The sequence below is a fragment of the Komagataeibacter sp. NFXK3 genome (assembly GCF_054182245.1).
In genome coordinates, this window is the sequence record NZ_JAPIVJ010000008.1 from 103406 (window position 1) to 121694 (window position 18289).

Below are 18289 nucleotides of genomic sequence, written 5' to 3' on the forward strand. Positions count from 1 at the left end.
GACGCGGGCGCCCTCTCCACCCGATTGCAAGGTCGGGACTTGGCACCGGGCGCAAGGCAGCGCAGGATAAGGGCATGACCAGGACAGTCCCGGAGAAGAGGGAGAACCCGATGAACGGCATGCAGCCGAACTACCGCATCCGCATGGATGATGAAGACCCGAGAGATCCCGATATCCCCGAACCCCAGGGCCCGGAAACCGAGGAGCCCGACAAGAACCGCACGCTGTCCTCGCCCATTGGCGAGCTTGAAAGCCGCCTGTTCGACCAGCGCAAGGTGCTGGTGTTCGGCCCGATCAACGACAAGATCGCCCGTGACGTGACCGGCCGCCTGCTCGCCCTTGCCGGTGCATCCGACAAGCCGATCGATGTGTACGTCAACTCGCCCGGCGGCCATGTGGAGAGCGGCGACACCATTCACGACATGATCCGCTTTGTCGATTCGATGGCGCCGGTGAACATGATCGGCACCGGCTGGGTCGCCTCCGCTGGCGCGCTCATCTTTGCCGCCGGCAACAAGGAACGGCGCTACTGCCTGCCCAACACGCGCTTCCTGCTGCACCAGCCCATGGGCGGCGTGCGCGGGCCTGCAACCGATATCGACATCGAGGCCCGCGAGATCGTCAAGATGCGCGCGCGGCTCAACCACCTGTTCGCCCGCGAGACCGGCCAGCCTTACGAGAAGGTGTGCAAGGACACCGATCGCAACTACTGGATGTCCGCTGACGAAGCGATTGCCTATGGCCTGGTGACGCGCGTGATCGACAAGATCTCGGACCTGCATTGATCTAGGGCAAGGCAAGGTTTCGGGCTCGCCCATAATGCTGGCGTTCCGTTCCGCAGGAGAGGGTAAAAAACCTCTTCTGCGGATTTCAGATAACAGTTCTGCACTTTGCATGGACTTATGATATGGGAACCGGCAACGAGGGTGTCAGGCAGTTTGAATGAACGCCTCATCGGCCGGCGTATTCACGCGACACCGTTCCGAACAGCGAGCCGACATGACGAAATCACTTTCCGACATTTATACATCCCTGCCTGAAGCCCGCGACCCGGGTGCCGCCACGCCGGATGCCGTGGCGAAGGCCGATTTCAACGCCCGGCACTGGTCCAGCCCGGTTGCCGGCCCGCTCAAGCCGGGTTCGGCCGCGCACAAGAAGGCCGTGGCGGACATGTTCCGCGAGACCTTCAACCCCTACAAGCCATCCGTCATCGAGTGGCCCGAACTCGATGCCGAGACGCTGCAGCGCGTCACCTCCCTGCCGATCTGGGACATCGCGGTCCAGACCGAAGGCAAGGCCCGCCTGCGCATGGCAGCCTACGCCCGCCTGATCGATGACCCGGACATGAAGGACGCCCTGTCACGCAATGCGTGGGAGGAGAACCGGCACAAGGAAGTGCTGTCCAAGATGGTGGCGGCCTACAACATTCCGCTCGCATCCGAGCCGCCCTACATCGAGCCGCGCGATGTGGAATGGGCCTATATGGTCACCGGGTTTTCGGAATGCGTGGACAGCTTCTTCGCGTTTGGCCTGTTTGCCATTGCCCAGAAATCCGCCTTCTTCCCGCCTGCACTGATCGACACGTTCGAGCCGGTGATGCAGGAGGAATGCCGCCACATCCTTTTGTTCGCCAACTGGCTGGCCTGGCACCGCGCCACCATGCCGTGGTGGAAGCGCCCGTGGTTCGAGGCGCGCGTGATCGGCGTATGGTTCTTCCTGCTCTATGAACGGCTGGGCATGGTCACCACCTTTGATGCCGATGGCAACAAGCACGAGCAGGACAACAACTTCACCGTCAACGGCACCAAGGAAGTGGCCGATGTCGATGTGAAGCTGCGCGACATGATCGATATCTGCCTGATCGAGAACGAGCGCCGCTTCTCGGGCTATGACCCGCGCCTTGTGCGGCCGAAGCTTGCGCCCAATCTTGCGCGCATGATCCGCTTCTTCCTGCCGCGCACGCCCAATTCGGCCAGCCTTGAAAGCCAGCCCGGCGCGGCATGACCCGCGCTTGTGGTTTTCCCCGCCCGCTGCAGGCGGGCGGGGAAGGGGTCAGCCCAACGTGGGCGCGACGGGGCCTGCCCCGAAATCAAGCTGCCCCAGATAGGCCACGCGCTCGCCGGGCACGATATCGCCAATCCGGCCGCCTTCGATGCGCGCATAGGCGAAGACCTTGCTTTCCTCCTCATCCGACGAGCCAATGGCGAGGCCGGTGAAAGGCTTGCCCTGCGCATCCTTGAGCTGCCACACATCGCCGCGCACCACGGCATCGTATTTGTAGCGGAAGCCGGGCACGATTTTCGTCAGGAGCAGCGGCATGGCGGCAGTGACGTCAATGGCCGTCCGCACGAAGGCGGTGCAGGCATCATCTGGCGCAAAGTAGCCGCGGGCATCCGCCGTCATCAGGATCAGGCCCGGCGTTGCGCCATCGGGGCCGACAAGGCGGCTGCGGATGACGATCTTCTGGTCATCGCGCGAAACTTCCGAGGCGAGCATGACGGTGCCAGGCGGCGCGGCCAGCAGGTCAGGCACCACGATGAGGTCTGACAGGGGAAGGGTGGCGAGTCTGGTCATTTTCATTCTCCATCGCGGCAGTTGCCAGGGGATGACGGGGAAGGACTGTGCGCCCCGTTACGTTTCATGACAACCATGCAGCCCTGCGGTTGTTACATGCTACATGGTACGCGCATGCCCCATGCGTGGCACGAATGTTCCGCCGTTCATGCATGCGTGATAAACATTGGTAATATGGGGTCATTGCCCCAATTTGAAAGGGGGCCATGGAAACAGCTCCATGCTCCATAAAGGGAGGGTAACCACATGGCAGGTCATATCACGAAGGGGCTGGCGGTTGCGGCGTTTGGCATGTTGCTGGCCTGCGCACCGGCAGGTGCGGCCCATGCGCGTAGCCACCCGGCAGGTGCCGCTTCAGGCGGGGGCGACTATGCGGCAGGCCAGGATGATGGTGCGGGGGCGGACATGCCGCCTGCCTATAGCGCGCCCGAGACCGGCACCGGTGGTGGCGTGCCGCAGTTCCGCAACGATAATGCGGAATCCGACCAGATGAGCGGCGCGATGATGATGCCCGGCTCCGCATCCGGCAGTGCCGCGCCCGGCATGACCGATGGCAGCTACACCAATATGAACATTGGTGGCGAGGACAGCGCGATTCTGCCAGGCGTCAACTGACGGCGGGTCGGGGTGTAAACCACGGCCTTACTTATAGGTAATTTTGATTAGAGACCGCCGGATGACAGCATCTTCTCTTCCCTCGCCGCCTGCGCATTACAGCTGGGAGACACGGTGGCTGCACTGGCTGACCGCCGTGCTGGTGCTCGAGCAGTTCATTGTGGGGCAGGTCGGCTGGCATCTCATGGCCCGCACGGCGGCATGGCGGCCTTTTCTGGTCGCGACTCATACCTCGCTTGGCGTGGTGCTGGCCACGGTGTTCATCATCCGCGTGGTATGGGCCCTGACCGGCGGCCGGGCCATTCGTTTCCCTATCGTGACAATGCAGGATCGCGTGGCGCGCAGCGTGCATCGCCTGCTCTATATGCTGCTCGGTGGCGAGATCGTGTTTGGCTACATGGCGCGCTGGTCAACCGGGCGGCCCGTCATGGCGTTTGGCGTGCCGATCAACTCCCCCCTGCCCATGCTTATGCGTGGAACGCATTCCTTTTTTTCAGGATTACATCACTGGAATGCATGGTTACTGTTTTGCGTGGCGCTCTTTCATGGCTTTGCAGGGTTTTACCACCTGTTCGTTTATCGTGACCGAATTTTTCAGCGGATGTTACCCTGACGGACATGGGCAAGGATGTTTGTCCTGATGATGTCCGGTAATGGTAGAGATTACCTCTCTGCAAATAAAAAAATAGGAATATAAGCCTATATTTTCTTATTCTGGAATTCGTCTGTTACGATTTTAAAATATGAAATATCTTTAACTGTCAGAGCTGTGGATGCTCCAAGGTATTCATTAAATTTCCTTAGGATAATTTTTTGTTGCATTATCAATGAATGTTTACTAATATCTGATTAATCTCAGCAAATATAAAAACAAATGGCTGATTTCCCGTTGGATGCCCTTATTGCAAGCGGTTGATGCCAGAAGGTTTCCACAATGCTCCGTGTGGAGCCAGGTGTTTGTTGGAACCTGTTTTCGTAAACGCATGGTATCGGCGCTCAAAAATGGAAGTCATGAGCAATCATATCTATGAACTGAGGGTGTATGATCCCTTCCTGCTCGCTGGTGCGCTGATCGTTTGCGTAACAGGCGCGTGGATTACAATGCGGCTGGTAACGCGGGTAGCGCAGACCCACGGCCGCCAGCGGCTGGGCTGGTACTGCCTTGCCAGCATGGCCGGGGCGAGTTTCGTGTGGTGCACGCATTTTGCCGCCATGCTGGCCTATCACTGCAATGCCCAGGTGCATCTGGACCCGCTGCGCACGGGGCTTTCGCTGCTGGTCGTGCTGGGCGCCATGCCGCTTGCCATGATGCTGGCCGTGCGCCTGTATGGGCGCGGTGGCTGCATGCTGGGTGGTGTCGTGCTCGGGCTAGGCATCGCTGGCATGCACTATATCGGCATGGCTGCCTACCGGCTCGAAGCACCCGTGGCGTGGAGCGGCCTGCTTGTGGCGGTGTCGATCGCAATCGGCATTGCCCTGTCCGCCACCGCCCTGCTGCTGGCGTTGCGGCCGGTCAATCCGCGCCGCGAGGTCGAGACGACGCTGGCTCTGGTGGGCGCGGTTGCCGGGCTGCATTTTACCGGCATGGAGGCCATGCATGTGGTGGCCATGCCGCAGCACATGCTGGCCGCGCATGATAACGGGCAGTTCCTGGTGCTGGGGCTCTCGGTTATCGGGGGCACGATGCTCATGCTCATTGCCGGTATCGCCTCGTTCGTCATTGATGGCAGCGTGCGGCAGGAATCCTATGAGGAACTGCATCGCATGGCCATGTCGGACGGCCTGACCGGCCTGCCCAACCGCATCAGCTTCAACGAGCGGCTGCAAAACGAGGTCAGCCGGGCCAACCGCGATGGCGAGCAGTTTGCCGTCATTGGCATCGACCTGAACAAGTTCAAGGAAATCAACGATACCCGTGGCCATGCCGCAGGCGATATCGTGCTGACCACGCTGGCCGAGCGCTTCAGTGCCCTGCTTGCGGATGGCGAGTTCGTGGCCCGCCTTGGCGGTGACGAGTTCATTGCCATCCACCGCACGTCCGACAGCGCCGAGCTGCACGGTTTTGTCGAGCGGATCCAGCAGGCGCTCAACCAGCCGATCCCCATCGAGGATTACGTGGTGACCAGTGGCGGCAGCATTGGCGTTGCGGTCTACCCCGTGGATGCGACCGACAGCGAGACCCTGATCTCGCGCGCGGACATGGCCATGTATCGCGCCAAAACCGACCCGCACCACACCATCTGGTATTATGAAAGCACGCTCGACCAGAACATGCGCGAACGCCGTGCGCTGGGCGAGGACCTGAAGACCGCCATGGCCAACGGGGCGCTTTCGCTGTTCTACCAGGTGCAGACCGTGGTGGCCACGGGCGAGATCTCGGGTTACGAGGCGCTGCTGCGCTGGGAGCACCCCGAGCGTGGCGCCATAGCCCCCCGCGAGATCCTGCAGCTTGCCGATGAGAGCGGCCTGATCATCAAGCTCGGCGAATGGGTGTTGCAGACAGCCTGCAAGGCCGCGGCAGGGTGGGATGAAAACATCCGCATCGCGGTCAACATGTCCGCCGCCCAGTTCCTCCAGCCGCGCTTTGTCGTGGCCGTGCAGGAAAACCTTGCCAGTAGCGGGCTGGCGCCTGACCGACTTGTCATCGAGATCACGGAAGAAACCGTGCAGCGCAATCCCGACCGTGCGCTGGCCATGGCCAACAGCCTGCAGGCCCTTGGGGTGCGCCTCGCCCTTGATGAGTTTGGGGGCGCCCAGTCGGTGCTGCACATGCTGCGTGTGTTCCCCTTCACCAAGCTCAAGATCGATCGTTCGCTCATGCAGCAGGTCGATACCGACCCGGTGGCGGCGCAGCTTGTGCGCTCCATCCTGCTCATGGGTCACGCGCTGCGCATATCGGTTCTGGCACAGGGAATCGAAACCACAGGCCAGTTCAGCATCGCCTCCGCCGAAGGGTGTGACGAAGGCCAGGGCTACCTGATCGGCCACCCCGCGCAGTCGGCCCAGGCAGCAGCCATGACAGGGGCGGGGGCTCCCGCCCGTTCCATACGCGCCGTCTCTTCTCCCGTAGCCAGTCCCTGTACCTGAGAGGCGCGAATTTTCTCATGAAACAGCAAGAGCATGTAATGAACCCTCACGATGCCCCCGCAATGACGTCTGCCCAAACTCCGAAGCGCGAACTTGACATGAATGCTGATGTCAGCCTCCAGCTGCTCGAGCAGGCGACCGATGGCGTGGTCATCATCAACGAACGCAACGAGGTGGTTTTTTTCAATCCGGCGGCCGAGAAACTCTGGGGCTATTCCGAGGACGAGGTGCTGGGCCGCAACGTGAGCTGCCTCGTGCCTTCGGTCTATCGTGGCGATCATGACAGCTATATCTACAAGAACCGCAAGACGGGCGTGAACCGCATTGTCGGCACCTCGCGCGAGGTGACGTTCGAGAACAAGGCGGGTGACTACATCTCGGGCGAGATGTCGATCTCGACCGCGCTGCTCGGGCCGGAAAAAAAGCGCTATTACATGGCCTTCATGAAAGGCGTGACCGAGGAGAGCCACCGCCGCAAGCTGCTTGACCTGCAGAATACGGTGTTCCAGGCCATCTCCAACGACATGCTGGTCGAAGACGTGGCCGATCTGGTGTGCCGCGAGGTGGAAAGCTTCGTGCCCAACACGGTCTCGGTCATCATCCTGCTTGATGAGAACAACCGCCTGAGCATCCTGTCCGGTCCCGGCCTGCCGCGCCGTTATGCCGCGGCACTCGAGAATATGTCCTTGACCGAAGGCGACCTTGCGGCGCTGGGCAATGACCTGTCGGAAGCCAACAGCATCGTGTGGGACAGCTACCGCTCGCTCGGCATCTCGCTGGGGCTGCACAACTGCTGGGCCTCGGCCATCAAATCGCGCAACGGGCGCATTTCGGGCATTTTCGCGCTGTATTCGCGCAACCAGTACAAGCTGAGCGACTGGCCGCAGAAGATCGTGTCGGGCTGCGTGCCCTTCTGTAGCGTGGTGATCGAGAACTATGAGGCGCAGCAGCATATCGCCCAGCTCGCCAACCATGATTCGCTGACCGGCTTCCATAACCGCACCGCCATCCACACGGTCATCAAGTCGATGATCGACCGCCCGGGTGACAACGAATTCGCGGTGTTCATGATCGATATCGACCGTTTCCGCGATATCAACGACACGCTTGGCCACATGAATGGCGATGCCTTCCTCAAGGCGGTGGCCCAGCGGCTCAAGGAGCTGTCGCGCAGCAATTACATCCTCAGCCGATCGGGCGGGGACGAGTTCGTCATCGTCATGCCCGACAGTGATGAAGCCAAGGCCGTGGCCTTTGCCGAAACGCTGATCAAGGCCATGCAGGAACCCATCGAGATCGCGGGGAACCTGCTCGTCGTCTCCCTTGGCATCGGCATCAGCCTGTTTCCCGAGAACGGGCCGGATAGCGAATCTCTGCTTGGCCATGCCGAGATTGCCATGCGCCGGTGCAAGAAGGAGGCGCGCGGCGGCTACTGCGTGTCCAGCACGGCTGATAACCGCGCCGCCCAGGACCGGCTGCTGCTGGGCTCGGCGCTGCGGGACTCACTGGCCAAGGGCATGCTCAACCTGCACTACCAGCCGCAGGTCGATATCAAGACCGGCAAGCTGTATGGCGTGGAAGCGCTCTCGCGGTGGAAGCATCCGACGCTGGGCAACATCTACCCCTCGCGCTTCATCGCGGTGGCGGAGGATACCGGGCAGATCGAGACGATCGGCACCTGGTCGCTCGAAGAGGCGACAAAACAGATCATCGACTGGGAGCGCGCCGGGCTTTACGTGCCGACCGTTTCGGTCAACCTGTCGGCTGCCCATTTCCGCAATCGCGGGCTGCCCGCTCTGATCGAGCGCATCCTCAAGGAGCGCCAGATCTCGCCGGACCGCCTGTGCGTGGAAATTACGGAAAGCGTGATGATGGACGAGAACGAGGATACGATGGAAGGCCTCGCCGCCATCCGTAACCTTGGCGTTGGCCTGTCGATGGATGATTTCGGCACCGGGTATTCGTCGCTCTCGCGGCTGACGCGCCTGCCGCTGACCGAGATCAAGATCGATCGCAGCTTCATCATGAACCTTGATCATGACCCCAACGCCCAGGCCGTGACCACGGCGGTGATCGGCATCGGCAACCGCCTGGGCATGACCGTCGTGACCGAGGGCGTCGAGACCGAGGCCCAGCTCAAGCTGCTGCAGGACCTGAACTGCGATGTGGTGCAGGGCTATCTGTTCGCACGGCCGATGCCGCCGGCGGAACTGCTTGAATGGTCGCAGGGGCCAGCCAAGACCCTTGCGCTCGAACTGATCGCCTCTGAAGAGTCCGAAAGCAAAACGAAGAAATAGGCTCGCCACAATTTCTGGCTTGTTCGCTGTCTCCATGCCTGGTTGGAAACAGGCCTGCTTAACCTTGGATCCCTATGAAAACGCAGAATCCCACCCCTTCGCCAGCTGTTGTGGCCATTCCTGAGATCAGTTTTGAACTGTTGCATCAGGCGCAAGATGGCATGGTCATCATCGATGACCATAACACGATCCTCTATGCCAACCCGGCAGCCGAGACGTTATGGGGCTATGACCCGGGCCAGCTCACGGGGCGACCCGTGGGGGAACTCATGGCCGCATCGGTGGAGAATGGGGCGGCACCCTTTGACATCAATGCCTCGATCCAGGCGATTGAGCCGGTGTCGGGGGAGGTCACGTTCGAGAACCGCAGCGGCGACTACATCTCCGCCGAGGTCAGCCTGACCGCGGCGCGCGTGGGGGCCGACGGGCGCCGCTACCGCCTGATGATGGTGCGCGGCATTACCGGCGCGGGCCATCGCAGCCGGGTGGTGGAACTGCAGAATACGGTGTTCCGCTCGCTGTCGAGCGAGATCCAGATCCAGGACGTGGCCGACATGGTCTGCCGCGAGGTCGAGACGCTGGTGCCCAATACGGTTGCCGTGCTGATCCTGCTCGATGAGCAGAGCCGCCTGCGCATCCTCTCGGGCCCGGGCATGCCGCGCCGCTTTGCCGCGGCCCTGGAAGACATGCGCCTGACCGAGGCCGATATTGCCGCCCTCGCCAATGACCTGAACGAGGCGACGACCATCGTGTGGGACAGCTACCGCTCGGTTGGCATCTCGCTGGGGCTGCACCATTGCTGGGCTTCGGCCATCCGCACGCGCAACGGGCGCATTACCGGCATCTTCGCGCTGTATTCGCGCTCCGAGCGCAACCGGGGCGGCTGGCCCGCGCAGATCGTGAACAGCTGCGTGCCGTTCTGTGGCGTGCTGATCGAGCAGCATGAGGCGCGCCAGCACATCTCGCAGCTGTCGAACTACGATCCGCTGACCGGCTTCCTCAACCGCACGGCGGTGCACAAGGTCATCCGCTCGCTGATCGGCCAGCCGGGTGACAATCATTTCGCGCTGTACATGATCGATATCGACCGCTTCCGCGATATTAACGATGCGCTGGGCCATATCAATGGCGATGGCTTCCTGAAATCCGTTTCCGAGCGGCTCAAGGGTGCTTCGCGCAGCAATTACGTGCTCAGCCGTTCCGGTCCGAACGAGTTCCTGATCATCGTGCCCAACACGCGCCAGGAAGATGCGCTCAAATTTGCCGATATCCTGCATGGCTGCGTCAAGCAGCCCATCGAGATCGGCGGCAACATGATCGTGCCGACGCTGGGCATCGGCATCAGCCTGTTCCCCGAGAACGGGCCGGATGGTGAATCCCTGCTCAGCTATGCCGAGCAGGCCATGCGGCAGGCCAAGCGCTCGGGGCTGGGCATGACCCACCTTGCCCGCTCGGAAGACAACAAGGCCGCGCAGGACCGGCTGCTGCTGGGCTCGGCGCTGCGTGAATCGCTGGCGCAGGGCCTGCTCAACCTGCAGTACCAGCCGCAGGTCGACGTGCGCAACAACACGCTGTATGGCGTTGAGGCGCTGTCGCGGTGGAACCACCCCACGCTGGGCAACATTTACCCCTCGCGCTTCATTGCCGTGGCGGAGGAAACCGGGCAGATCGAGGCCATCGGCACCTGGTCGCTCGAGCGCGCCGTGCGGCAGATACTGGAATGGGACGCCCACGGCATTTACGTGCCCACGGTGGCGGTCAACCTTTCCGCCGGTCATTTCCGCAACCGCAACCTGCCCGGCTTCATTGCCCGCCTGCTCAGTGACAGCAAGCTCGAGCCCCATCGCCTGACGGTCGAGATTACCGAGAGCGTGATGATGACTGAAAACGAGGACACGAACATGGTCCTCCAGTCCATCCGCAACCTTGGCGTGGCGCTGTCGATGGATGATTTCGGCACGGGGTATTCGTCGCTTTCAAGGCTGACGCGCCTGCCGCTGACCGAGATCAAGATCGACCGCAGCTTCATCATGAACCTTGAGCACGATGCCAACGCCCAGGCCGTGACCACGGCGGTGATTGGCATTGGCGGCCGTCTTGGCATGACGGTGGTGACCGAAGGCGTGGAAACCGTGCGCCAGCTTGACCTGCTGTGCCAGCTTGGGTGCGATGTGGTGCAGGGCTATCTGTTCGCCCGCCCCATGACGCCGGAAAAGCTGGAGGAATGGCTGCGTGATGACCGTCTCTCCGCCGTGCTGAAGGAAGCCAAGGAAAACCGCGCCGCCATCAACGAATAAGGCACCCGCCTGCATCGGCATTCATGACCCGCACCCCGGCCCGCAAGGACCGGGGTGTCTTTGTATGGGCGGTTTGCATGGCGCCGGACGCATGCCATACAAACACGATCAGCAACCCCTGCGCCCGCCTGCCGCATGCCGCCGGTTGCGGGTTCTGGCCACAGGATAATTCCATGACCCTACCCATTTTTGATCTCTGTCTGAAAAATGGCAGCGTTGTCCTGCCTGACGCCACGGTCGTGACCGATGTTTACGTGCGTGACGGGCGGATTGCCCGCATTGGCGGCCAGGGTGACGCGGGCCGGGTCATTGACTGCACGGGTCTGACCGTGCTGCCGGGCGTGATCGACACGCAGGTCCATTTTCGCGAGCCGGGGCTGACGGCTGCGGAAGACCTTGCCACCGGCAGCCTTGCCGCCGTGATGGGGGGCGTGACCGCCGTGTTTGAAATGCCCAACACCAAGCCGCCCACCGACTGCCCCGAGGCGGTGGTGGCCAAGCTCGAGCACGCGCGCGGGCGCATGTGGTGCGACCATGCCTTTTACGTCGGGGCCACGACCGATAACGCCGATCGCTGCGCCGAGCTGGAAATGCTGCCGGGCACGGCGGGGATCAAGATTTTCATGGGGTCTTCCACCGGCAGCCTGCTGGTGTCCGATGATGCGGTGCTTGAGCGGGTGCTGCGCTCGGGCCGCCGCCGCGTCGCGATCCATGCCGAGGACGAGACCCGCCTGCATGAGCGCCTGAACGAGCGCAAGGCGGGCGACCCGTCGAGCCACCCGGTCTGGCGTGATGAGGAAACGGCCCTGCGCGCCACGCAGCGTATCGTGCAGCTGGCGCGGCGCACGGGGCGGCGCATCCATGTGCTGCATGTGACCACGCCGGCCGAACTCGAGTTCCTGTCCGGCCACAAGGACATTGCCAGCTGCGAGGTAACGCCCCAGCACCTGACGCTGGCAGGCGAGGACGCCTATGCCCGGCTGGGCACGCTGGCGCAGATGAACCCGCCCATCCGTGGCCAGAAATATCGCGACGGGCTGTGGTACTGGATGGGCCAGGGCGTGCCCGACATCATCGGCTCCGACCATGCGCCCCATCCGCTCGCGGCTAAGCAGCGCGCGTATCCCGATACCCCATCGGGCATGCCGGGCGTGCAGACCCTGCTACCGCTCATGCTCAACCATGTGGCGCAGGGCCGGCTGTCGCTGCGCCGCCTGGTGGACATGACATCGGCTGGCCCGCAGCGCCTGTTCGGGCTGGTGCGCAAGGGGCGCATCGCGGTGGGGTATGACGCGGATTTCTCGGTGGTCGATCTTGGCGCGCGCTGGACGGTGCAGCAGGAATGGCTGGCCTCCAAATGTGGCTGGTCGCCGTTTGTGGGCGATGAACTGACCGGTCGCCCCATGGGCACCATCATCCGCGGCAACGTGGTCATGTGGGAAAACCAGATCGCGCCTACCGCGCAGGGTGAGCCGTTATTGTTTGAAGCCACGGACCGCCCGCTGACCGCCTGAATGCGGTGATCTGACAAGACCGCTTTTGCGCCATGTAATCAAAAAATCCGGACGCCGCTTTATCTTGAGGAAAGCAGCGTTATTTTTAAGAGACTGTTTGAAAAGTTAGCTCAGAAAACATCCTGCAATCATAAGAAAGCTTTTGGCGAAGCTTTTTTCAAAAAGCTTCAAAGAACACCGCCCTTTTGAAAAAAAGGAGGCACCCCAAAACAGCCTTATGCTTTGCAGGTCCATTGCATGGAAAGGCTGTTTTTCGCGCATGTTCAGGCAACATGCCCAAGGCACGCCTGACAGCACGGATAAGGTGTCCGTTACGGGCTGTCTGGCCCGGGCGGTGCGGGGTCTGACAGCGCAGCCAGATAGGCCGCGACCCCCGTTGTGCTGCCCGGGCTGGCGGCTTCCAGCAGGCTTATGCCCTCCACGATGGAAAGGATGGCAGCCGCCCGGCCTGGCTGGGCACCCGTGGGCGGTGCGGTCAGGCGTGAATCGATCCATGCCATCCAGGCCCGGACCACCTCGCGCGCGACGCTGTCATAGGGTTGCATCCCTCTGGCGCCACGGGCGATGACATCGGTCCATACCTTCATGAAGGGGGCAACGTCCGCCTCATGGGCAAGCGCGAGCACGCGCGTCAGAAACTGCCCCGGCGACAGGCGTGGCCCCGTACTATGCCCCGCCAGCAGGTGGCTCAGGCGAGCACTGATTTCCTGCAGCACGGCCAGGATCATCTGCTCACGGGTCGTGAAATAATAAAGCAGCATGCGGTCGCTTGTGCCGAGCCGGGCCGCCAGCGCGCGCACGCTCATATCCCCCAGCCCTTCATGCAGGACAATCGTCGCGATCTCGGCAGTCAGGGCCGCATGGCGGGCCGCTTTGTCGCCCCGGGCGGTACGCGTGCGGTCTGCTGACGGTTTCATGCAGAAAATGTAGCGAGTGCTACATGGTTCTGATATGTAGTGGGTGCTACATATGAAAGGACGAACCATGATGTTGCGCCCAAGGCAGATCGTAATCTGCACATCGCTTGCCGTTTCCTTCTGGTTGCTGGCGACACTCTATATTCGTTTCATGCCCGTGTTTGTGACTGATCCCCTGCGGGGGAATATCGGGTTCATTACCAGCATTCCGGTCTGCTGGCTCTGTATCTGGCTGACCATCCGCCTCGCCAGGCTCGCGCCGCAGCAGATCGTTGCAGGCTGCCTGCTCATACTGGCCGATGCCATGCTCATTGATGGCATCGCACTACGCTGGTTTCATGCAGTCTATACAACCGATGAACGGACTGCACGTCTTGGCGCGGCATGGCTGCTGTGGGGATATGGGGTCAGTGCATGGATTGCCCTTTTTGTGGCAAACCGCAGGGTGGGCCTGCATCAGGCCAGATGACAGCCAATTGCGGACGCACAAAATGGCATCCACTCTGCATATGCAGTTGGTTATCAGCTTGCTATGACAGATTTATTGGATTGAATGGTGCCCAAGACCGGGATCGAACCAGTGACACTGCGATTTTCAGTCGCATGCTCTACCAACTGAGCTACTTGGGCACCGGGCCGTTGGTCCGGCTAGGTCATGGGGCTGAGCCGTCATGACGTTGGACAAGCGTTTACTCCACCTCATCATCGGGATCAACCCGTCTTGTGTATTTTTCATCCATTTCGGAAGGAATTTCAGTCGAGGGCACGCGATACTGTCCCGAGAACCAGCGGCCAAGGTCCACATCCGCGCAACGCCGCGAGCAGAACGGCCGGTAGCGCGGGCTGGCAGGCTGGCCACAGATGGGGCAGGGGGCGGCTTTGGGCGGCGGCTGCGCGATCATGGTTCAAATCTCCAGCCATGGGCGGGCAGGGCCGGGTCGGCAACGGGGTGGAGCACGCGACCGGTCAGGCGCATGAAGTCCTCCACCCAGCCCGGATGGTCCTGCATCATCTGCACTATGCCACGACCGCAGGCCAGCCGCACGGGCTGCCCGTTGGGCGGCATGCCGCGATAGGCCTGCATCTGCCCGCGCAGGGCATGCAGCATACGGCCCTCGCGTGAATGAAACAGCTCATGTAGCGGTGGGTGCACGCGCGGGCGCACGATCTCGGCCAGGCCCAGCGCCGTAAAGCCCATAAAGCGCGGGCGCAGCGGGTCATCGCGCAGCACGGTCTCGATCGTATCGCCCAGCGCGCGGCGCTTGCGGATGGCAAGCCCCGCCACGTCAACCACAATCGCCCCCGACAGGTTGCGCAGCCGCAACTGGCGCATCAGGTCGGGCAGGGCATCGCGGTTGGCGGCAAACTGAGCGGTCTGCTTGGGGCGGCGGTCCATGCTGGTGGCAGCCCCGCCATCCATGTCGATCGCAACCAGGGCCGGGGTGGGCGTAATGCTGGCCGACATGCCGCCGGGCAGGGACACGGTGGCCTCCTCCAGCGCATCGGCCTGGGCGCGCAGGTCGCTGTCAAAGGCGGAACTGGCGCGGGACAGGCGCGGGTGCAGGCTGGCAGGCAGAAGCGTGGCAATGGCCGCGTCATCAATGACGATGGGCGCCTCAGGGTAGCGCGCGGCCAGCCGTTCCAACGGAGTGAGGCCGCGCCGCAGCAGCCGGGGGTCGGCGCCGCCGGGCAGGTCGGGGGGCAGGTTGCGCGCGCCAAGCCGCACGCCCTTGCCGCCCTGTGCGCTGCGGGTGACGGTGACAAGCACCGTCTGCCCCTGGGTCAGTGGGCCCAGCCCTTCCGAATCGGGCAGGAAGCCCGCCTGGTCCTGTCCCGGCAGGGTCACGAACGTGCCGCCGAGTGCCGGCGCATGCGCGCTGACGCGGGCACGGTAGATATCGCCCACCCCATCGGGCATGTCTGGCCGCCACAGGGCGAATTCCTGCATCAGGCCATCAAGGGTTACGGCAATGCGGATTTCACCGGGGCTGCTGCTTGCGCAGATGCGCGCGCTCACGAAAGCCAGCTTCCCTTCTGCCCGCGCAGCAGCTGGGCCGTCTCGAACAGGGGCAGGCCCACAATGCCGGTGTAGCTACCTGACATGAAGCGCACGAACGCCGCCGCATGGCCCTGTATGGCATAGCCGCCCGCCTTGCCCTGCCAGTCGCCTGCGGCAATGAGCGCATCGATCTGCGCAGGTGTCAGGCGCGAGAACGTGACCGTGCTGGCAACAACGCGGTTGCTTGCGCGGCCTTGCGCCCATGCAGGCGTAGGGCGCAGGGCAATGGCGGTAAAGACGGTATGGCGCCGGCCCGAAAGCTGCTCGAGGCAGGCGCGCGCCGTCTGTTCATCTTCCGCCTTGGGCAGGATGCGGCGGCCAAGGGCCACGACCGTATCGGCTGCCAGTATGAGTGCGGGGCCTTCGACCTGGCCTGCCACATGCGCCGCCTTTTCAGCGGCGAGGCGCTGGGCATAGGGGCGGGGCAGTTCATCACGGCCGGGCGTTTCATTGATATTGGCAGGAAGGACCTGACCGGGCACAAGCCCGATCTGGCGCAGCAGGTCAAGCCTGCGGGGTGAAGCCGAGGCAAGGACAAGCCGCACCTCCGCCTCCGCGCCAGCGGGCGCGGTGGTTCCGGTCATGACCGACAAAGGGCGGCTTACTTGAAGCGGAAGGTGATGCGACCCTTTGTCAGGTCATAAGGCGTCATTTCCACATTCACGCGGTCACCGGCGAGCACGCGGATGCGGTTCTTGCGCATCTTGCCGCTGGTATGCGCGAGGATGGTGTGCTCGTTGTCCAGTGTAACGCGGAACATGGCATTGGGCAGCAGTTCGGTAACCGTGCCGCTGAATTCGATCATGTCTTCTTTAGACATCGTGTCCTTCAATCATCAAAAGTGCCGTCCTGCCGCGGGCCCGCGGCGCAGTACGGTTGGTTTATGTGGGGAGACTCGCCGCCGGGGTCAAGCTCCGTTATCGTGCGCCGTCCAGCTTTGCCAGCCGTACCGCTACACTCAGGGCATGGGCATCAAGCCCTTCGGCCTCGGCAAGGCTGACGGCGGCAGGCCCGATTTCACGCAGCGACTCGGCCTGTGCTTCGATGAACGTGGTGCGCTTGATGAAGTCGAACACCGAAAGCCCCGATGAGAACCGCGCCGTGCGGCTGGTGGGCAGCACATGGTTCGGCCCGCCCACGTAATCGCCGATCGCCTCGGGGCAGTAGCGCCCCACGAAGATCGCACCCGCATGCCGCACGCGGTCAAACACCGGCTGCGGGTTGTCGATCATGAGTTCCAGATGCTCCGGCGCGATCTCGTTTACAAGGTCAGCCGCTTCATCAAGGTCGCGCACGGTAATGATCGCGCCATGCGCATCCCAGCTGGCGCGGGCGATTGCCGCGCGCGGCAGGGTTTCCAGCTCGGTCGCCACCGCCTGCGCCACCTTGTCCGCCATGCCGGCATCGGGCGTGATCAGGATGGACTGGGCCATGGGGTCGTGCTCGGCCTGGGCCAGCAGGTCAAGGGCGATGGCGCGGGGGTCGTTGTTGCCATCGGCAATCACCACCACTTCCGACGGGCCCGCAATGCTGTCGATGCCCACCGTGCCGAATACCTGCCGCTTGGCTTCGGCCACATAGGCGTTGCCCGGCCCCACCACGCGGTCAACCGAGGCAATGCTGGCGGTGCCGTAGGCCATCGCACCCACGGCCTGCGCCCCGCCCACGCGATAGATCTCGGTCACGCCCGCGCGGCGGGCGGCGGCGAGCACGAGCGGGTTGAGCACGCCATCGGGCGTGGGCACGCACATGGCAATGCGCCCGACCCCCGCCACATGGGCGGGGATGGCGTTCATCAGCACGGAGGAAGGATACGCCGCCTTGCCGCCGGGCACGTACAGCCCCACCGAGTCCAGCGCCGTCCAGCGCATGCCCAGTGTCACGCCTGCGGCATCGACATATTTCATGTCGGTGGGCATCTGCGCCTTGTGGAAGGATTCGATGCGGGTGGCGGCGACTTCCAGCGCCTCGAGCAGGGCGGGGCTGACATCGGCGCAGGCGGCCGCGACCTCTTCGGGCGTGATGCGCAGGGTAGCGGGGGTGACACTGGTGCGGTCGAAGCGGTTGGTGAATTCGCACAGGGCCTCATCCCCGCGCTTGCGCACGGCGGCGAGGATCTCGGTCACGGGGCCATCGACGCGGGCGGTATCGCTGTCACGCTCGGCCAGCAGGCGTTTGAATTCGGCGCGGAAATCCGCCTGGGTGCTTGTAAGGCGCTTCATGCCTCGTGCTCCTTGGCCAGCGCCGTGCGGAAACGGTTGATGATCGCGCTGATGCGCTCGGGCTGGGTTTTCAGCGCCGTGCGGTTGACGATCAGGCGGCTGGTGATGTGGGCGATGGTCTGGGTTTCCTCCAGCCCGTTGGCGCGCAGCGTGGAGCCGGTGTCAACCAGATCGACAATCAGGTGCGACAGGTCCAGCACCGGGGCCAGTTCCATTGCGCCATGCAGGTGCACGATGGCGGCATTGATGCCGCGCGCCGCGAAATGCCGCCGCGTGAGCGAGGGATACTTGGTGGCCACCCGCACCTGCGAGAGGCGGTTGGGGTTGTCTTCTTGCCTGCTGCGGTCCTTCGGCTGGGCGATGGAGATGCGGCAGCCGCCAATGCCCAGGTCAAGCGGGGCATAGATTTCGGGGTAGTCGAACTCCATCAGCACATCGGCGCCGCAGATGCCGATCTGCGCTCCGCCAAAGGCCACGAAGGTCGCGACATCGAACGAGCGCACGCGCACCACGTCAATGCCGGGGTCATTGGTTTCAAAACGCAGGAGGCGGCTTTTGTCGTCACTGAAGTCCGGGCCGGGCACGATGCCCGCCATATGCAGAAGCGGTGCCGCGGCTTTGAGGATACGGCCCTTTGGCAGGGCGAGTACCAGCGGGCTATCCGTTTCCGGAATGGCGTTCTGGGCCGGTGACAGGACGGTCAATGC

Annotated in this window: 17 protein-coding genes and 1 tRNA gene; 9 read left to right on the top strand and 9 right to left on the bottom strand. The window is 62.9% G+C overall.

Annotated elements, in window-relative coordinates:
• The first annotated feature begins 110 nt into the window (after positions 1–110).
• Together OQZ28_RS10290 and OQZ28_RS10295 are read left to right on the top strand one after the other, a co-directional pair.
• Positions 111–785, top strand: coding sequence for an ATP-dependent Clp protease proteolytic subunit (locus OQZ28_RS10290; protein ID WP_130730752.1), 675 nt, complete (start codon positions 111–113; stop codon positions 783–785).
• Between the two features lie 214 nt (positions 786–999).
• On the top strand, positions 1000–2004 hold the full coding sequence (locus tag OQZ28_RS10295; RefSeq protein ID WP_130730671.1) for a ferritin-like domain-containing protein: 1005 nt from the start codon (positions 1000–1002) through the stop codon (positions 2002–2004).
• A 48-nt stretch (positions 2005–2052) separates the two neighbouring features.
• On the opposite strand, the gene OQZ28_RS10300 is transcribed toward OQZ28_RS10295, so the two are convergent.
• Positions 2053–2574, bottom strand: a complete 522-nt coding sequence (locus OQZ28_RS10300; RefSeq protein WP_130730670.1) for a hypothetical protein — start codon at positions 2572–2574, stop codon at positions 2053–2055.
• A gap of 246 nt (positions 2575–2820) precedes the next feature.
• On the opposite strand from OQZ28_RS10300, the gene OQZ28_RS10305 reads away from it, so the two are divergent.
• The 6 genes from OQZ28_RS10305 (at position 2821) to OQZ28_RS10330 (ending at position 12384) form a co-directional block, all read left to right on the top strand.
• Positions 2821–3189, top strand: a complete 369-nt coding sequence (locus tag OQZ28_RS10305; RefSeq protein ID WP_130730669.1) for a hypothetical protein — start codon at positions 2821–2823, stop codon at positions 3187–3189.
• Positions 3190–3250: 61 nt separating this feature from the next.
• Positions 3251–3802, top strand: a complete 552-nt coding sequence (locus tag OQZ28_RS10310) for a cytochrome b (protein ID WP_458136039.1) — start codon at positions 3251–3253, stop codon at positions 3800–3802.
• Between the two features lie 398 nt (positions 3803–4200).
• On the top strand, positions 4201–6276 hold the full coding sequence (locus OQZ28_RS10315) for a putative bifunctional diguanylate cyclase/phosphodiesterase (RefSeq protein ID WP_458136040.1): 2076 nt from the start codon (positions 4201–4203) through the stop codon (positions 6274–6276).
• Positions 6277–6374: 98 nt separating this feature from the next.
• The gene (locus OQZ28_RS10320; RefSeq protein WP_458136041.1) at positions 6375–8573 is read left to right on the top strand and encodes a sensor domain-containing protein; all 2199 of its coding nucleotides are present in this window, start codon (positions 6375–6377) and stop codon (positions 8571–8573) included.
• 74 nt (positions 8574–8647) lie between these two features.
• On the top strand, positions 8648–10870 hold the full coding sequence (locus OQZ28_RS10325; protein ID WP_458136042.1) for an EAL domain-containing protein: 2223 nt from the start codon (positions 8648–8650) through the stop codon (positions 10868–10870).
• A gap of 173 nt (positions 10871–11043) precedes the next feature.
• Positions 11044–12384 (top strand): dihydroorotase, encoded by a 1341-nt coding sequence (locus tag OQZ28_RS10330; RefSeq protein WP_130730664.1) that lies wholly within the window; start codon positions 11044–11046, stop codon positions 12382–12384.
• A gap of 311 nt (positions 12385–12695) precedes the next feature.
• Here the strand turns inward: OQZ28_RS10330 and OQZ28_RS10335 are convergent, their stop codons facing one another.
• Entirely contained in the window at positions 12696–13301 is a 606-nt protein-coding gene (locus OQZ28_RS10335) for a TetR/AcrR family transcriptional regulator (RefSeq protein WP_458136043.1), read from the bottom strand.
• Positions 13302–13368: 67 nt separating this feature from the next.
• On the opposite strand from OQZ28_RS10335, the gene OQZ28_RS10340 reads away from it, so the two are divergent.
• Positions 13369–13770, top strand: coding sequence for a DUF5367 family protein (locus OQZ28_RS10340; RefSeq protein ID WP_458136044.1), 402 nt, complete (start codon positions 13369–13371; stop codon positions 13768–13770).
• 85 nt (positions 13771–13855) lie between these two features.
• Here the strand turns inward: OQZ28_RS10340 and OQZ28_RS10345 are convergent.
• The 7 genes from OQZ28_RS10345 to hisG form a co-directional block, all read right to left on the bottom strand.
• A tRNA-Phe gene (locus OQZ28_RS10345) sits at positions 13856–13931 on the bottom strand.
• A gap of 59 nt (positions 13932–13990) precedes the next feature.
• Positions 13991–14203, bottom strand: coding sequence for a DNA gyrase inhibitor YacG (locus OQZ28_RS10350; RefSeq protein ID WP_458136045.1), 213 nt, complete (start codon positions 14201–14203; stop codon positions 13991–13993).
• Positions 14200–15318 carry a ribonuclease E/G gene (locus OQZ28_RS10355; protein WP_207303409.1) on the bottom strand — a complete coding sequence of 373 codons (1119 nt, stop codon included), beginning with the start codon at positions 15316–15318 and terminating at the stop codon, positions 14200–14202. Before OQZ28_RS10355 ends, OQZ28_RS10350 begins: the two co-directional genes overlap by 4 nt.
• Positions 15315–15944 carry a Maf family protein gene (locus tag OQZ28_RS10360; RefSeq protein ID WP_458136046.1) on the bottom strand — a complete coding sequence of 210 codons (630 nt, stop codon included), beginning with the start codon at positions 15942–15944 and terminating at the stop codon, positions 15315–15317. Before OQZ28_RS10360 ends, OQZ28_RS10355 begins: the two co-directional genes overlap by 4 nt.
• Before the next feature lie 17 nt (positions 15945–15961).
• Positions 15962–16180, bottom strand: a complete 219-nt coding sequence (gene infA, locus OQZ28_RS10365; RefSeq protein WP_010508114.1) for a translation initiation factor IF-1 — start codon at positions 16178–16180, stop codon at positions 15962–15964.
• 97 nt (positions 16181–16277) lie between these two features.
• On the bottom strand, positions 16278–17582 hold the full coding sequence (gene hisD, locus OQZ28_RS10370; protein ID WP_458136047.1) for a histidinol dehydrogenase: 1305 nt from the start codon (positions 17580–17582) through the stop codon (positions 16278–16280).
• The gene (gene hisG, locus OQZ28_RS10375) at positions 17579–18286 is read right to left on the bottom strand and encodes an ATP phosphoribosyltransferase (protein WP_207303408.1); all 708 of its coding nucleotides are present in this window, start codon (positions 18284–18286) and stop codon (positions 17579–17581) included. The genes hisD and hisG overlap by 4 nt, the downstream gene beginning before the upstream one ends.
• Between the last annotated feature and the right edge of the window lie 3 nt (positions 18287–18289).

Excerpts from the sequence above, each read along its gene's own strand:
- OQZ28_RS10290 (WP_130730752.1), top strand. The coding sequence starts at position 111 with ATGAACGGCATGCAGCCGAACTACCGCATCCGCATGGATGATGAAGAC.
- OQZ28_RS10295 (WP_130730671.1), top strand. The coding sequence starts at position 1,000 with ATGACGAAATCACTTTCCGACATTTATACATCCCTGCCTGAAGCCCGC.
- OQZ28_RS10300 (WP_130730670.1), bottom strand. The coding sequence starts at position 2,574 with ATGACCAGACTCGCCACCCTTCCCCTGTCAGACCTCATCGTGGTGCCT.
- OQZ28_RS10305 (WP_130730669.1), top strand. The coding sequence starts at position 2,821 with ATGGCAGGTCATATCACGAAGGGGCTGGCGGTTGCGGCGTTTGGCATG.
- OQZ28_RS10310 (WP_458136039.1), top strand. The coding sequence starts at position 3,251 with ATGACAGCATCTTCTCTTCCCTCGCCGCCTGCGCATTACAGCTGGGAG.
- OQZ28_RS10315 (WP_458136040.1), top strand. The coding sequence starts at position 4,201 with ATGAGCAATCATATCTATGAACTGAGGGTGTATGATCCCTTCCTGCTC.
- OQZ28_RS10320 (WP_458136041.1), top strand. The coding sequence starts at position 6,375 with ATGAATGCTGATGTCAGCCTCCAGCTGCTCGAGCAGGCGACCGATGGC.
- OQZ28_RS10325 (WP_458136042.1), top strand. The coding sequence starts at position 8,648 with ATGAAAACGCAGAATCCCACCCCTTCGCCAGCTGTTGTGGCCATTCCT.
- OQZ28_RS10330 (WP_130730664.1), top strand. The coding sequence starts at position 11,044 with ATGACCCTACCCATTTTTGATCTCTGTCTGAAAAATGGCAGCGTTGTC.
- OQZ28_RS10335 (WP_458136043.1), bottom strand. The coding sequence starts at position 13,301 with ATGAAACCGTCAGCAGACCGCACGCGTACCGCCCGGGGCGACAAAGCG.
- OQZ28_RS10340 (WP_458136044.1), top strand. The coding sequence starts at position 13,369 with ATGATGTTGCGCCCAAGGCAGATCGTAATCTGCACATCGCTTGCCGTT.
- OQZ28_RS10350 (WP_458136045.1), bottom strand. The coding sequence starts at position 14,203 with ATGATCGCGCAGCCGCCGCCCAAAGCCGCCCCCTGCCCCATCTGTGGC.
- OQZ28_RS10360 (WP_458136046.1), bottom strand. The coding sequence starts at position 15,944 with ATGACCGGAACCACCGCGCCCGCTGGCGCGGAGGCGGAGGTGCGGCTT.
- infA (WP_010508114.1), bottom strand. The coding sequence starts at position 16,180 with ATGTCTAAAGAAGACATGATCGAATTCAGCGGCACGGTTACCGAACTG.
- hisD (WP_458136047.1), bottom strand. The coding sequence starts at position 17,582 with ATGAAGCGCCTTACAAGCACCCAGGCGGATTTCCGCGCCGAATTCAAA.